The 13,483-nt window shown below is 69.3% G+C and carries 10 protein-coding genes; 2 read left to right on the top strand and 8 right to left on the bottom strand.

Annotated features, from left to right (window positions below; translation table 11 throughout):
• Nucleotides 1–3 precede the first annotated feature (3 nt).
• From BM345_RS00805 to norR, 7 genes are all read right to left on the bottom strand, one after another.
• On the bottom strand, nt 4–1,161 hold the full coding sequence (locus tag BM345_RS00805; protein WP_093374549.1) for an ABC transporter permease: 1,158 nt from the start codon (nt 1,159–1,161) through the stop codon (nt 4–6).
• Nucleotides 1,154–2,683: an ABC transporter ATP-binding protein gene (locus BM345_RS00800; protein ID WP_093374547.1), complete on the bottom strand. Its 1,530-nt coding sequence runs from the start codon at nt 2,681–2,683 to the stop codon at nt 1,154–1,156. Before BM345_RS00800 ends, BM345_RS00805 begins: the two co-directional genes overlap by 8 nt.
• A gap of 35 nt (nt 2,684–2,718) precedes the next feature.
• Nucleotides 2,719–4,059 (bottom strand): NCS2 family permease, encoded by a 1,341-nt coding sequence (locus tag BM345_RS00795; protein ID WP_254789465.1) that lies wholly within the window; start codon nt 4,057–4,059, stop codon nt 2,719–2,721.
• A gap of 89 nt (nt 4,060–4,148) precedes the next feature.
• The gene (locus BM345_RS00790; protein WP_093374543.1) at nt 4,149–5,105 is read right to left on the bottom strand and encodes a LysR family transcriptional regulator; all 957 of its coding nucleotides are present in this window, start codon (nt 5,103–5,105) and stop codon (nt 4,149–4,151) included.
• 107 nt (nt 5,106–5,212) lie between these two features.
• Nucleotides 5,213–7,636, bottom strand: coding sequence for a xanthine dehydrogenase molybdopterin binding subunit (gene xdhB / locus BM345_RS00785; RefSeq protein WP_093374541.1), 2,424 nt, complete (start codon nt 7,634–7,636; stop codon nt 5,213–5,215).
• A 1-nt stretch (nt 7,637) separates the two neighbouring features.
• Entirely contained in the window at nt 7,638–9,242 is a 1,605-nt protein-coding gene (gene xdhA / locus BM345_RS00780) for a xanthine dehydrogenase small subunit (protein WP_093374539.1), read from the bottom strand.
• A 172-nt stretch (nt 9,243–9,414) separates the two neighbouring features.
• Nucleotides 9,415–11,067, bottom strand: a complete 1,653-nt coding sequence (gene norR, locus BM345_RS00775) for a nitric oxide reductase transcriptional regulator NorR (protein WP_093374537.1) — start codon at nt 11,065–11,067, stop codon at nt 9,415–9,417.
• 145 nt (nt 11,068–11,212) lie between these two features.
• On the opposite strand from norR, the gene hmpA reads away from it, so the two are divergent.
• A complete protein-coding gene (hmpA, locus tag BM345_RS00770; RefSeq protein ID WP_093374535.1) occupies nt 11,213–12,403 on the top strand; it encodes an NO-inducible flavohemoprotein in 1,191 nt (396 codons plus the stop codon).
• 127 nt (nt 12,404–12,530) lie between these two features.
• A complete protein-coding gene (locus tag BM345_RS00765) occupies nt 12,531–13,142 on the top strand; it encodes a hypothetical protein (protein ID WP_093374533.1) in 612 nt (203 codons plus the stop codon).
• A gap of 15 nt (nt 13,143–13,157) precedes the next feature.
• Here the strand turns inward: BM345_RS00765 and BM345_RS00760 are convergent, their stop codons facing one another.
• Nucleotides 13,158–13,460: a hypothetical protein gene (locus BM345_RS00760; RefSeq protein ID WP_093374531.1), complete on the bottom strand. Its 303-nt coding sequence runs from the start codon at nt 13,458–13,460 to the stop codon at nt 13,158–13,160.
• Between the last annotated feature and the right edge of the window lie 23 nt (nt 13,461–13,483).

Genomic DNA, 13,483 nt, shown 5'->3' with positions numbered 1-13,483 from the left:
GGCTCAGGCCTCCGTGCCGTGGGGGGTAGCCAGCGCAGTCGGCGTGGCGGTGATGGGCGTGCTCGCCTGCAGCGAAGACGTGCCCGCGGCCGGTGCCCTGCGCGCCGCGCCCTTGCGCTTGATGCGGTAGGCGATGAGCGTGTCGCAGGCCAGCAGCGTGAACAGCAGCAGGCCCTGGAAAACGCCGGTGAGCGACTTGGGCAGCCCCAGGCGCGACTGCGCCAGTTCGCCGCCGATGTAGAACATACTCATCAGGATGGCCGAGAAGACCATGCCCACCGGATGCAGCCTCCCCACGAAGGCCACGATGATGGCCGCGAAGCCGTAGCCGGCCGGCACGTAGGGCGTGAGCTGGCCCAGCGGCCCCGCCACTTCCAGCGCACCCGCCAGGCCGGCCGCGCCGCCGGAGGTCAGCAGCGCGATCCAGATCGCCCGCCGCGCCGAGAAGCCCGCGTAGCGCGCCGCCGCCGGCGCCAGGCCGCCCACCTGCTGGGCGAAACCCGCCCGCGTGCGGAACAGGAACACCCACAGGGCACCCGCCCCTACCAGCGCGATGACGAGGCCGATGCTCACCCGCGAGCCCTTGAGCAGTCGCGGGATCTGCGTCACCGCCTCGAAGGTCTTGGTCTGCGGGAAGTTGTAGCCCGCCGGGTCCTTCCACGGCCCGTAGACCATGTAGCCCAGGAGCAGCGTGGCCACGTAGACCAGCATCAGGCTCACCAGGATCTCGCTGGCGTTGAAGCGGTCGCGTAGGAACGCCACGATGCCGGCCCAGAACATGCCGCCCGCGATGCCAGCCAGCAGGATGGGCACCACGATCCAGGTGCCGGTGCTCTTGTCGGCCAGCAGCGCCACGCCGCCCGCCGCGATGGCGCCGAACACGAACTGCCCTTCGGCGCCGATGTTCCACACGTTGGAGCGGAAGCACACGGCCAGGCCCAGGGCGATGATGAGCAGCGGCGTCGCCTTCACCATCAGCTCGCCGATGGCGTAGCTGCTCTTGATCGGCTCCCAGAAGAAGACCTGCAGGCCCCGCACCGGGTCCTTGCCGAGCGCGGCGAACAGGGCCACGCCGATCAGCACCGTGATGAGCAGCGCCAGGATGGGCGAGCCGTAGCTCCAGAAGCGCGAGAGCTGCGGGCGCGGTTCGAGCTTAAACATGGGCTGCCTCCTTCTGGCCGGGGGCCTTGTCCCACAGGCCGCTCATCCACTCGCCGATCTGCGCCACCGTGGCGGCCGCGCGGTCGATGGGCGGCGACATGCGCCCCTTGGCAATCACGTAGAGCCGGTCCGAAATCTCGAACAGCTCGTCCAGTTCCTCGCTCACCACCAGCACCGCGCACCCGGCGTCGCGCAGGGCCAGGATCTCGTTGCGGATGAGCGCCGCGGCGCCCACATCCACGCCCCAGGTGGGTTGAGAGACGACGAAGACCTTCGGCCTGGCGTCGATCTCGCGGCCCACGATGAACTTCTGCAGGTTGCCGCCCGACAGCGAACGCGCCGCCGAGGTCGTGCCACCCGTCTTGACCTTGAAGCGCTCGATGATGGAAGCCGCCTGCTTGTCCAGCACCCCGTTGCGGATCCAGCCGCCCTGCCCCACCGCCTCGCTGCGCGTGAGCAGCAGGTTGTGCGCCAGGCCCAGGCTCGGCACGGCGCCGCGGCCCAGGCGCTCTTCCGGCACGAAGTGCAGGCCCAGCGCGCGCCGCTGGCGCGGATGCATGCGCCCGGCCGGCTTGCCCAGCACCTCGACCATGCCGGGCTCGGCGCGGGTGTCCTCGCCCGAGAGCGCGTACAGCAGTTCCTTCTGGCCGTTGCCCGACACGCCGGCGATGCCCACCACCTCGCCGGCGCGCACGTCCAGCGCGACCTGCTCCAGGTCCACGCCGAACTGGTCCTCGCGCGCTAGGCTCAGCTTGTTCACGCGCAGCGCCACTGCGCCCGCGTGCACCGGCCGGTGCGTGAGCGGCGGCGGCTCGGCGCCGATCATCAGGCGCGAGAGCGACTCGTTGCTTTCGTTCTGCGGGTTGCACACGCCCGTGACCTTGCCGCCGCGCAGCACGGTGCAGGCGCTGCACAGCTCGCGGATCTCGTGCAGCTTGTGGCTGATGTAGAGGATGCTGCAGCCCTCGGACGCCAGCTGCTTGAGCACCACGAAGAGCTTCTGCACCGCCTGGGGCGTGAGCACCGAGGTGGGTTCGTCCAGGATCAGCAGCTTGGGGTCGGTGAGCAGCGCGCGGATGATCTCCACCCGCTGCATCTCGCCCACGCTGAGCGTGTGCACCGGCCGCGAGGGCTCGATGTCCAGCCCGTACTCGGCCGCCTTCTGCGTGATGCGGCGAGCGACCTCGGCCAGGGCCAGGTGCTTGTCCAGCCCCAGCCACACGTTCTCCGCCACGGTGAGCGTGTCGAACAGGCTGAAGTGCTGGAACACCATGCTGATGCCCAGCGAACGCGCCTCCTGCGGGTTGCGGATGGACACCGCCTGCCCGTTGAAGAGCACGGTGCCCTCGTCCGGCTTCACCGAGCCGTAGATGATCTTCATCAGCGTGGACTTGCCGGCGCCGTTCTCGCCCAGCACGGCGTGGGTCTCGCCGGGCTGGACGGTCAGCGACACGTCGCTGTTGGCCACCACGGAAGGGTAGCGCTTGGTGATGTTCGAAAGTTGTAGTCTGGGTGCGGTCATGCGGGGTCTCCTGGATGAAGGAGGCTGGGACCCGCTCAACCGCCGATGTAGACGAACTTGAACAGGAACACGGCCGCGATTATCCAGACCATCGCATGCACGTCCCGTGCCCGTCCAGTCGCCAGCTTGATCGCCGCATAGGAGATGAAGCCGAAGGCCAGGCCGTTGGCGATCGAATAGGTGAAGGGCATCACCAGCGCGGTGATCACCGCGGGGATGACTTCGGTGGACTCGTTCCAGTCCAGCTCGGTCAGCTCGCGCAGCATCAGGCAGGCCACGTACAGCAGTGCCGGGGCGGTCGCATAGGCCGGTACCGAGCCCGCCAGCGGCGAGATCACCAGGCAGGCCAGGAAGAGCACGGCCACCGTCAGGGCCGTGAGGCCGGTGCGGCCACCGGCCTGCACGCCCGCCGCGCTTTCGACGTACGCGGTGGTGCTGGACGTGCCCAGCAGCGAGCCGGCGAAGATGGCGCCGCTGTCGGCCAGCAGGGCCTTGTTCAGGCGGTGCATCTTGCCTTCGGTGAGCAGGCCGGCGCGCTTGGCCACGCCCATCAGCGTGCCGGTGGCGTCGAACAGCTCCACCAGGAAGAAGACCAGGATGACGTTCAGGATGCCGCCCTTGAGCGCGCCCATGATGTCCAGCTGCAGGAAGGTGGGCGCGATCGAGGGCGGTGCCGACACCACGCCGTTGAACTGGTTGCCGCCGAAGAAGAAGGACAGCACCGTCACCACCAGGATGCCGATCAGGATGGCACCCGGCACCTTCAGCCGGTCCAGCGCCACGATGAGCAGGAAGCCCAGCGAGGACAGGATCACCGGCGCGGTGTGCAGGTCGCCCAGCGTCACGAAGGTGGCCGGCGAGGCCGCCACGATGCCCGCGCTCTTGAGCGCGATGAGCGCCAGGAACATCCCGATGCCCACCGTGATCGCGATCCGCATCGAATGCGGAATGCCATTCACGATCAGTTCCCGCAACCCCGTCACGGTGACCAGCAGGAACAGGCAGCCCGACACGAACACCGCGCCCAGCGCCGCCTGCCAGGTGAAGCCCATGTGGCCCACCACCACGAAGGCGAAGTAGGCGTTCAGGCCCATGCCCGGCGCCAGCGCGATCGGGTAGTTGGCGTACAAGGCCATGATGCCGGTGCCCAGTGCCGCGATCAGGCAGGTGGCCACGAACACGGCTTCCTTGGGCATGCCCGCCGCGCCCAGGATGCTGGGGTTGACGAAGATGATGTAGGCCATGGTCAGGAAGGTGGTGAGGCCGGCCACCAATTCGACGCGGACGGTGGTGTTGTGCTCCTTGAGCTTGAACACCTTCTCGATCCAGCTCGATTCCTCGTGATGGGCTGTGCCCTGCCCGCCCGCCTTGGGCATCTGTTCTGTCCTGTCCATGTCGCTTGTCTCCGTCTGTCTTTTTGAAATACAGGCGGCCATGGGAAAGGCCGCCGCTCTGGGTGAAGAAACTAGGTCTTCGTGTCGCTCTCGCCCGTGGGCGGCCGCAGCGACGCGGCCACCGCCTTGATTCGCTCGCGCAGCCAGCGCGCCGAGGCCGATGAATGGGTGCGCTCGTGCCACAACTGGTAGTACACGAGGCGCGGCAGTGCGATGGGGCACTCGAGGATCTTCACCGGCAGCCGCTCGGTGAAGCGCTCGCAGTACTGGCGGCCGGTGGTCAGAACCAGCAGGCTGGAGGCCACCATGTCGGGAATCAGGCCGAAGTGCGCACAGCGCGCCGAGATGTTCCGGCGCAGGCCCATCTCGTCGAGCATCTGGTCGATGATCCCGCGCGCGCCGGGGTGCAGCGGCGTGGGCGCGATGTGGTCCACCGCCAGCCAGGTCTCGGCGTCCCAGCCGCGGCGCGTGGCCGGATGGTCCCTGTTGACCAGCGACACGAGGTCGTCGTCCAGCAGGCGCGCCATGTGCAGGTCTTCAGGCGGCTTCTGCCAGTTGCCGATCACCACGTCCACCTGCCCCAGCGACAGGTGCGCGTGGTAGTCGGAGTCGGAGGTGAGCGGATGGATCTCGATGCGCGCGAGCGGCGCCAGGCTCTTGATCTGCGCCATCAGCAGGGGCAGGAAGAGCGGGTCGAGGTAGTCGCTGGCCGCGATGCGGAAGGTGCTGGTGGCCGTCTGCGGATCGAAGCCTCGGGCATCCGAAAACAGCATCTCGGCCGAGCGCAGGATGGCCGCCGCCGGCTCGATCATCCGCAGGCCCGCATCCGTGGGGACCATGCCCGTGCCCGAGCGCACCAGCAGCGGGTCGCCCGCCAGGTCGCGTAGGCGCTTGAGCGCCGCGGACACTGCGGGTTGGTACATGCCCAGCCGGATGGCGGCACGTGAGACGCTGCGATCGGTCAACACGGTGTGCAGTACTCGGATGAGGTGGAGGTCGATCTTGTCGAAAAGCGCTTGTTCTCTCATATCCGCCCGCGCAGGAGGTTCATACGCGGGCAGTTATACAGCGCGCAATTTCGTTGGGAATGGGGGTTGCCGCGCAGCGCCGGGGCGCTGCGACGGGCCCGCGCTCGTCAGCCGGCTGCGGACCGGACGGCAGTGATGGCGTTCAGGATGGCTTCGCTGGTGGCCGGCGCCCGCAGCGGCGGGTCGGCCCGGTGCTCGCCCGCGGCCGAGACCGCATCGCGGATCGCGTAGAACACCGAGAAAGGCAGCAGCAGCGGCGGCTCGCCCACCGCCTTGCTGCGGTGGATGGAGTCCTCGAAGTTGTCGCCCTCGAAGAGCTGCACGTTGAACACCGGCGGGCAGTCGTTGGCCGTCGGGATCTTGTAGGTGCTGGGCGCGTGGGTGGTGAGCATGCCGCTCTTGGGGTGCCACACCAGCTCTTCGGTGGTGAGCCAGCCCATGCCCTGGATGAAGGCGCCTTCCACCTGGCCGATGTCCACGGCCGGGTTCAGCGAACGGCCGGCGTCGTGCAGGATGTCGGCGCGAAGCAGCTTCCATTCGCCCGTGAGCGTGTCCACCACCACCTCGCTCACGGCGGCGCCGTAGGCGTAGTAGTAGAAGGGGCGGCCGGTCATGGTGTCGCGGTCCCACGAGAGGCCCGGCGTGGCGTAGAAGCCGTCGGACCACAGCTGCACGCGGTCCATGTAGGCCTCGGCCACGATGGTGGAGAAGTCCAGCGTGCGGCCGTTCACCTCCACCTTGTCGTTGGCGAAGCGCACGTCCTCGGCCTTGCCGCCGTGGCGGGCGGCGGCGCAGGCAGCCAGGCGCTCGCGGATCTGGCGGGCCGCGTCCTGCGCGGCCTTGCCGTTCAGGTCGGCGCCGGTCGACGCGGCGGTGGCGGAGGTGTTGGCCACCTTGGAGGTGTCGGTGGCCGTGGCTCGAACGCATTCGAACTTCACGCCCAGCTCGTGCGCCACCACCTGGGCCACCTTGGTGTTCAGGCCCTGGCCCATCTCGGTGCCGCCGTGGTTCACCAGGATCGAGCCGTCGGTGTAGACGTGCACCAGCGCGCCGGCCTGGTTGAAGTGCTTCACGTTGAAGGAGATGCCGAACTTCAGCGGCGCCAGCGCGATGCCGCGCTTGAGCACCGGGCTGCCCGCATTGAAGGCCTCGATGGCCTCGCGGCGGGCGCGGTAGTCGCTGCTGGCCTCCAGCTGGCCCACCAGTTCGTGGACCACGTTGTCGGTCACCACCTGCTGGTAGGGCGTGACGTTGCGCTCGCCCTTGCCGTAGAAGTTGACGCGGCGCACATCCAGCGGGTCCTTGCCCAGTTGGCGGGCGATGGAGTCCAGGATGTTCTCGATGGCGATGGCGCCCTGCGGGCCGCCGAAGCCGCGGAAGGCCGTGTTGCTCTGCGTGTTGGTCTTGCCCGAGTAGCCGTGCATGGACACGTCCGGCAGCCAGTAGGCATTGTCGAAGTGGCACATGGCGCGCGTCATCACCGGGCCCGACAGGTCGGCCGAATGGCCGGCCCGCGACACCATGGTGATCTCGGCGCCCAGCACGCGGCCCTCGTCGTCGTAGCCCACTTCGTAGTCGTACCAGAAGCAGTGGCGGCGGCCGGTGATCATGAAGTCGTCGTCGCGGTCCAGCCGCAGCTTGACCGGCTTCTTCAGCTTGTGCGCCGCAATCGCGGCCACGCAGGCAAACAGGCCGGACTGGGATTCCTTGCCGCCGAAGCCCCCGCCCATGCGGCGGCATTCCACCTGCACCTCGTTGGCATGCAGGTGCAGCGCGTGCGCCACCAGGTGCTGCATCTCGCTGGGGTGCTGCGTGGAGCAGTGCACCAGCATCGCCCCGCCCTCCTTCGGGATGGCGTAGCTGATCTGGCCTTCCAGGTAGAACTGCTCCTGGCCGCCCACGTCGAAGGTGCTCTTCAGGCGATGCGGCGCGGCCGCGATGGCGGCCTTGGCGCCGCCATTGGTGGCGCGTTCCAGGTGCATGGGCGGCAGCACGTACTGGCCCTTCTCGTGCGCCTGCTGCGGGGTCAGCACGGGCGGCGCGGACTCGATGGTCAGCGCGTCCTTGGCCCGGGCGGCGGCGCGGCGGGCGGCGTCACGCGTGCGCGCCACCACCGCGAACACCGGCTGGCCGAGGAAGCGGATCTCGCCGTCGCACAGGATGGGGTCGTCGTGGACGATGGAACCGCAGTCGTTGCTGCCGGGAATGTCGGCGGCGGTGAGCACGTCCACCACGCCGGGCATGGCGCGGATCAGGTCCAGCGACGTGGCCGTCAGGCGGCCGTTGGCCACCGGCGAGAGGCCCAGCGCGCAATGCAGCGTGCCGGCCAGCTCGGGGATGTCGTCGATGTAGGTGGCCTCGCCCGAGACATGCAGCGCCGCCGATTCATGCGGGCGGCTGATGCCCACGCGGGCACCCTGCGCGTGGGCCTTGGCCTCGGCGCCGGTGTCGATGCGTGCGGCGGTGTTGGTGGCGTAGTCCGCGAAGGCTTCCGCGTTCTGGAGCAGGCGGGGATCGATGGGCTTGTTCATCTCAGGCTCCTTCTGCGGTGGCGGTGACACCCACGGCATGGGGCATGACGCTCCACACGCTGGTGGCCTCGGGCGGCAGCGCGTCCTGGTGGCGCGTTTCCAGCCACAGGCGCGTGAGCAGATTCTGCGCCACCTGCAGGCGGTAGCCGGCCGATGCGCGCATGTCGCTCAATGGCGAGAAGTCCTCGGCCAGGGCCGCGCGGGCGGCGTCGATGCTGGCCTGCGTCCAGGGCTGGCCCACCAGGGCCGCCTCGGCCTTGGCCGCGCGCTTGACGATGGCGGCCATGCCGCCGAAGGCGAGGTTGATCGCCTTGACCTTGTCGTCGGCGCCCAGCTCCAGCGAGAAGCCGGCGCACAGGGCCGAGATGTCGCAGTCGAAGCGCTTGCTGATCTTGTAGGCGCGGATGCGGCGCGAGGCGATGGCCAGCGGCACCGAGACCGCCTGCACGAACTCGCCCGGCTCCAGCTTGTTCTTCATGTAGTCGACGTAGAAGTCGGTCAGCGGCATGCGGCGCACGCGTGCGCCCTGGCGCAGTTCGATCTGCGCGTCCAGCGCCATCAGCACCGGCGGCGAATCGCCGATGGGCGAGCCGTTGGCCACGTTGCCGCCCATGGTGCCGGCATGGCGGATGGGCGGCGATGCGAAGCGCAGCCACACGTCGGTCAGGCCCTCGAAGCGCTGCGCCAGCGCGGACCAGGCGACCTCCAGCGAGGCACCGGCGCCGATGTAGAGCTCGCGGCCCTGGGCGCTGTCGCGCTCCTCGACCACCTTCATGTCCTCCACGTCGCCCACGTAGATGATGTCGCCCAGGTCGCGGAACTGCTTGTTGACCCACAGGCCCACGTCGGTGGAGCCGGCCAGCACCTGCGCATTGGGCTTGGCCACGCGCAGCTCGGCCAGCTGGGCCAGGGTCTTGGGCGCGTGGAAGTGGTCGGTGCGCGTGCCCAGCGGCGCGGTGTAGTCGAAGGTGGCCGGGTCCTGCAGCGACTGCAGGGCCTGCACCACCGGCTGCGTGTCCAGGCGGACGGCCGGCAGGTCGAACATGCGCTGGCCGGCGTCGAGGATGGGGCGGTAGCCGGTGCAGCGGCACAGGTTGCCCGAGAGGTCGTCGGCCAGCTGCTGGCGCGTGGGCCGCGTGCCGCAGCCCTGGTGCGACTCGTAGGTGGACCACAGCGACATCACGAAGCCGGGTGTGCAGAAGCCGCACTGCGAGCCGTGGCAGTCGACCAGCGCCTGCTGCACCGGGTGCAGCGGCGTGACCGCGCGCTTGCCGTGCTCGTGGCCGTCGCGCGTAGCGGGGCCGCACTGGCGCTTGAGGTCTTCCACGGTGAAAAGCGCCTTGCCGTTGAGCGTGGGCAGGAACTGGATGCAGGCGTTGACCGTCTGCAGCTTCAGGCCACCCTGCGCGTCCTTGTCGTTGGCGTCGGCCAGTTCACCGATGACCACGGTGCAGGCGCCGCAGTCGCCTTCGTTGCAGCCTTCCTTGGTGCCGGTGCACTGCGCATCGTCACGCAGCCAGTCGAGCACCGTGCGGGTGGGGTGGACGCCGCTGACGTCGACGACGCGGCCCTGGTGGAAAAAACGGATCGGTTGGGTGCTGCTCATGTTCGTGGGGCCTGGTGTGTTGTCGGGCCGACTTCGTGCACCCTGAAGGTAGTGCCTGGCGCGCCCATGCGCATATCTTCGAAACGATATGGCGTATGTGGCGGGCGGTATGAAGGACCCGGGGTAAACCCTTGCTTGGCTTAGCAAATGTTGCGCCATCAAGGCGCCGGACTCAAGCCGTTCCCGCGTTTCGCCCGCCGCCGCGCGCCTGCGGCGGCCGGCTTCGCAGCGCCACGCCCAGGCGCTCCGCCAGCCGCACCAGGTTGGCGCGATCCAGCCCCAGCATGCGCGCGGCGGCTGCCGTGTTGCCCTGGTGCTGTTCCAACGCCTGCTCGACCAGGCGCTTCTGGAAGGCATCGACCTCGGTGCGCAGGTCGCGGGGGGTTCCGGTTGGGGGCAGGCGGGGCGCATCCTGAACCGGCGCAGCCGTCACGCCAGGCAATGCGGCCGCATGCGCCTCCAGGTCCAGGTCCGTCGCCTCGACGGTCACGATGGCGGCGCGGGCGTGGCGTGGCGCGTGGGCCGGCGCGCTGGCCTGCCGGGCCTTGGCCTTGAGCGCGGCGCGGGCGATCAGGTACTCCAGCTCGCGCACGTTGCCTGGCCAGGCATGCGCCAGCAGCGCCGCCTGCGCGCCCGCTGACAGCCGCAGCCCGCGCAGGCCCATGCGGCGGCGGTTTTCCTCGATGAAGGCGCCGGCCAGCACCAGCACGTCCCGGCCGCGCTCGCGCAGCGGCGGCACGTTCAACGGGAAGACGCTCAGGCGATGATAGAGATCGGCCCGAAAGCGCCCGGCCCGCACCTCGGCGGCCAAGTCGCGGTTGGTGGCGGCAATCAATCGCACGTCGACGCGGTGCTCGCGGTCGGACCCCACGCGCTGCAGCTGCCCGTCCTGCAGCGCACGCAAGAGCTTGGCCTGCACGGCCAGCGGCAGCTCGCCGATCTCGTCGAGGAAGAGCGTGCCGCCGTCGGCCATCTCGAACTTGCCGCGCCGGTCGCCCACCGCGCCCGAGAAGGCGCCGCGCACGTGGCCGAAGAGCTCGCTCTCCACCAGCGTCTCGGGCAGGGCCGCGCAGTTGACGCTGACCAGCACCTTGTCGGCGCGCGGCGAACTGGCGTGCAGCTGCCGGGCCACCAGCTCCTTGCCGACGCCGGTCTCGCCGGTGATGAGCACCGTCAGCTCGCTGGGCGCCACCAGTGCGATCTCCGAAGCCATCTGCCGGTAGGCCGGGCTCTGCCCTGCCAGCACCGCGCGCTGCGGCTGCGCGGCCAGCCGGTAGGCCTCGGCCCGGCTGCGCTCGCTCTCGACCGACATGGTCAGCTGGTCCAGCCGAGCGGCGGCGACCACCGTGGCCGCCGCCAGGTCGGCGAAGGCATCGAGCAGGCGCAGGTCATCGTCGGAGAAGCGCTCGGCATGCAGGGCATCCAGGGTGAGCACGCCCCACACGCCCTCGCCCACCTGCAGCGCGCAACCCATGCAGTCGTGCACTTCCAGCTTGTCGCCGGCGCCTTCCACCAGGCCGTCGTAGGGGTCGGGCAAATCGCAGTCGGTGGGAAAGCGCATCGCGCTGGGCGCGCCCAGCAGGGCCTTGAGTCGCGGATGGGCCTCCACCTCGAATCGCCGGCCCAGCGTGTCGGCGCTCAGGCCCTGCACCGACAGCGGCACCAGCACCCCGCCGTCCAGCCGCAGCAGCGCCGCGGCATCGCAGGGCAGCAGCCGGCACATGGCGGCCAGCAGGCGCTGGTAGCGCAGTTCGGCCGGCAACTCGTGGGCGAGGTCGGCCACGAGCGGCAGCAAGGCATCCAGCAGGTGGGAGGAGCGGGTCAAAATGACAGCCAATCAGGTTGAGAAAGAAGTCATTTTCACATTTCAGATTGACCCGCACCGCCTGCAGGTCCTTGATTTTGCTGGGCGCTCCCGCTGGCACGCGGCATGCAATACATGGCGCACACCCCAAGGAAAGGACGAACCCATGTTGACCGATGCACAACGCGCCATCATCAAGGCCACGGTGCCCCTGCTCGAAACCGGCGGCGAGGCCCTCACCACCCATTTCTACAAGATCATGCTCGGCGAATACGCCGAGGTGCGCCCCCTGTTCAACCAGGCCCACCAGGCCAGCGGCACCCAGCCCCGGGCCCTGGCCAACGGCGTGTTGATGTACGCCCGGAACATCGACCGGCTCGAGGCCCTGGGCCCGCTGGCCGCCCAGATCGTCAACAAGCACGTGGCCCTGCAGATACTGCCGGAGCACTACCCCATCGTCGGCGCCTGCCTGCTGCGCGCCATCCGCGAGGTGCTGGGCGCCGAGATCGCCACCGACGCGGTGATCGACGCCTGGGCCGCGGCCTACCAGCAGCTGGCCGACATCCTCATCAACGCCGAGGGCGAGGTCTACGACGCGCTGGCGTCGGCGTCGGGCGGCTGGCGCGGCGGCCGGGCCTTCCGGGTGGCGCGCCGCGTGGCGGAGAGCGCCGAGATCACCTCATTCCACCTGGAACCGGTGGACGGAGGCCCCGTGCTGGACTTCAAGCCTGGCCAGTACATCGGCCTGCGCCTGACGGTGGACGGCAAGGAGATCCGCCGCAACTACTCGCTGTCGGCGGCGCCCAACGGCCGCAGCTATCGCATCAGCGTCAAGCGCGAATCCGGCGGCGTGGCCTCCAACCACCTGCACGACCGGGTGGCCGAGGGCGAGGTGGTGGAGCTCTTCCCGCCCTCGGGCAACTTCTCGCTGGACGAAGGCGACGGTCCGGTGGTGCTGATCAGCGGCGGCGTGGGCATCACCCCGACGCTGGCGATGGCCGAGGCGGCGCTGGGCGGCACCGAGCGCGAGGTGGTCTTCATCCATTACGCACGCAATCCGGAGGTCCATGCCTTCGACGCGCTGGTCGACGACTGGGCCGCGCGCTTCCCGCAGCGCTTCAAGTCCTACATCGCCTACGAGGAACTGGCCCCTGCGCCGGCGCGACAGCCCGACGCCACCGGCCGCCCGCATCTGGAGCAACTGCGTCAGTGGCTGCCGGCAGATGGCAACTTCGACGCCTACTTCCTGGGCCCCAAGCCCTTCATGGCATTCATCAAGCGCTCGCTGCGCGAACTGGGCGTGCCGGACGAACGCAGCCGCTACGAGTTCTTCGGGCCGGCCGAAACGTTGAACTGAGACCGACGGCGGCGGCGAAGCGACCGCCGCCGTGACACGCGGCGGCCACGGGCATCCCGGTGTGCCTGCGCACCTCGCGTGCCCGCATCGGCGATCATCGCGCCCTGCCATCTGTAGAAGGACTTCGATGAGAACCGAACTGCGTACATGGATCCTTGGCTCGGCCCTGGCCGTGATGGCCAGCACGGCCGGCGCCCAGGGCTCCGAACCCCCGGTGCGCCTGCGCGGCACCGTGCAAAGCGTGACCCCCACCAGTGTGACGGTGAAGGAGCGGCGCGGCGAGACCGTCGTGCTCGGCCTGCCGGACAAGCTCGTGGTGCAGGAGGTCTACCCGATCGAGCTGGCCGACATCCAGCCCGGCAGCTTCATCGGCACGGCCGCGATGCCGCAGGCGGACGGCACCCAGCGGGCGATCGCAGTCACGGTGTTTCCGGAGTCGGCGCGTGGCGCGGGCGAAGGCTTCCGGCCATTCGACCTGCAGCCCGACAGCACGATGACCAACGCGACCGTCGCCGATCTGGCCGAAGCGCCGTCGGGGCGGACGCTGCATCTGAAATACAAGGATGGGGAGAAGACCGTCATGGTGCCGGTCGGCACGCCGGTCGTGAGCTTCAAGCCGGGCGACCGCAGCCTGCTCGTTCCCGGTGCCAGCGTGTCGCTGAGCGCGCAGATGGTGAATGGCGCGCCGACGGCGCAGCGCATCAATGCGGGAAAAGGCGGCTTCGTCCTGCCCTACTAGGCGGCCCGCGCCCGTTCAGTGGATCGCGGCTTCGGCCGCGATGCCCATCAGCGTCGACATGGCCGCCAGGCGCATGCGGTGGTTGCGCTGGATTTCCGCGTCGTCGCGCGCCGACGGATCGCGGCCGATCCTGATCGCGTTGGCCAGCAGGTCCATGATGCGGGTGGTCGCAAGGGAATACCCGTCCATGGCCTCGCGCAATTCGTCCCGCAACTGGGCGTCCAGGGACAGCGCCCCGTAGAACTCGGAGACCTCGTTCAACCGACGGCCGGTTTCGCGCAGTTGCGCCTCGACGGCGTATTTCTCAGCTTGGTTCATCGAACATTCTCCTGACGGGGCCG

The organism is Variovorax sp. OV329 (genome assembly GCF_900114785.1).
Taxonomy (GTDB): Bacteria; Pseudomonadota; Gammaproteobacteria; order Burkholderiales; family Burkholderiaceae_C; genus Variovorax.
Note: the sequence above shows the minus strand (reverse complement) of the source record. Positions and strands in the feature narration are given on the sequence as shown.

Bases quoted from the DNA above. Each gene is read 5' to 3' on its own strand.
- BM345_RS00805 (WP_093374549.1), bottom strand. From the start codon at position 1,161: ATGTTTAAGCTCGAACCGCGCCCGCAGCTCTCGCGCTTCTGGAGCTAC.
- BM345_RS00800 (WP_093374547.1), bottom strand. From the start codon at position 2,683: ATGACCGCACCCAGACTACAACTTTCGAACATCACCAAGCGCTACCCT.
- BM345_RS00795 (WP_254789465.1), bottom strand. From the start codon at position 4,059: ATGCCCAAGGCGGGCGGGCAGGGCACAGCCCATCACGAGGAATCGAGC.
- BM345_RS00790 (WP_093374543.1), bottom strand. From the start codon at position 5,105: ATGAGAGAACAAGCGCTTTTCGACAAGATCGACCTCCACCTCATCCGA.
- xdhB (WP_093374541.1), bottom strand. From the start codon at position 7,636: ATGAACAAGCCCATCGATCCCCGCCTGCTCCAGAACGCGGAAGCCTTC.
- xdhA (WP_093374539.1), bottom strand. From the start codon at position 9,242: ATGAGCAGCACCCAACCGATCCGTTTTTTCCACCAGGGCCGCGTCGTC.
- hmpA (WP_093374535.1), top strand. From the start codon at position 11,213: ATGTTGACCGATGCACAACGCGCCATCATCAAGGCCACGGTGCCCCTG.
- BM345_RS00765 (WP_093374533.1), top strand. From the start codon at position 12,531: ATGAGAACCGAACTGCGTACATGGATCCTTGGCTCGGCCCTGGCCGTG.
- BM345_RS00760 (WP_093374531.1), bottom strand. From the start codon at position 13,460: ATGAACCAAGCTGAGAAATACGCCGTCGAGGCGCAACTGCGCGAAACC.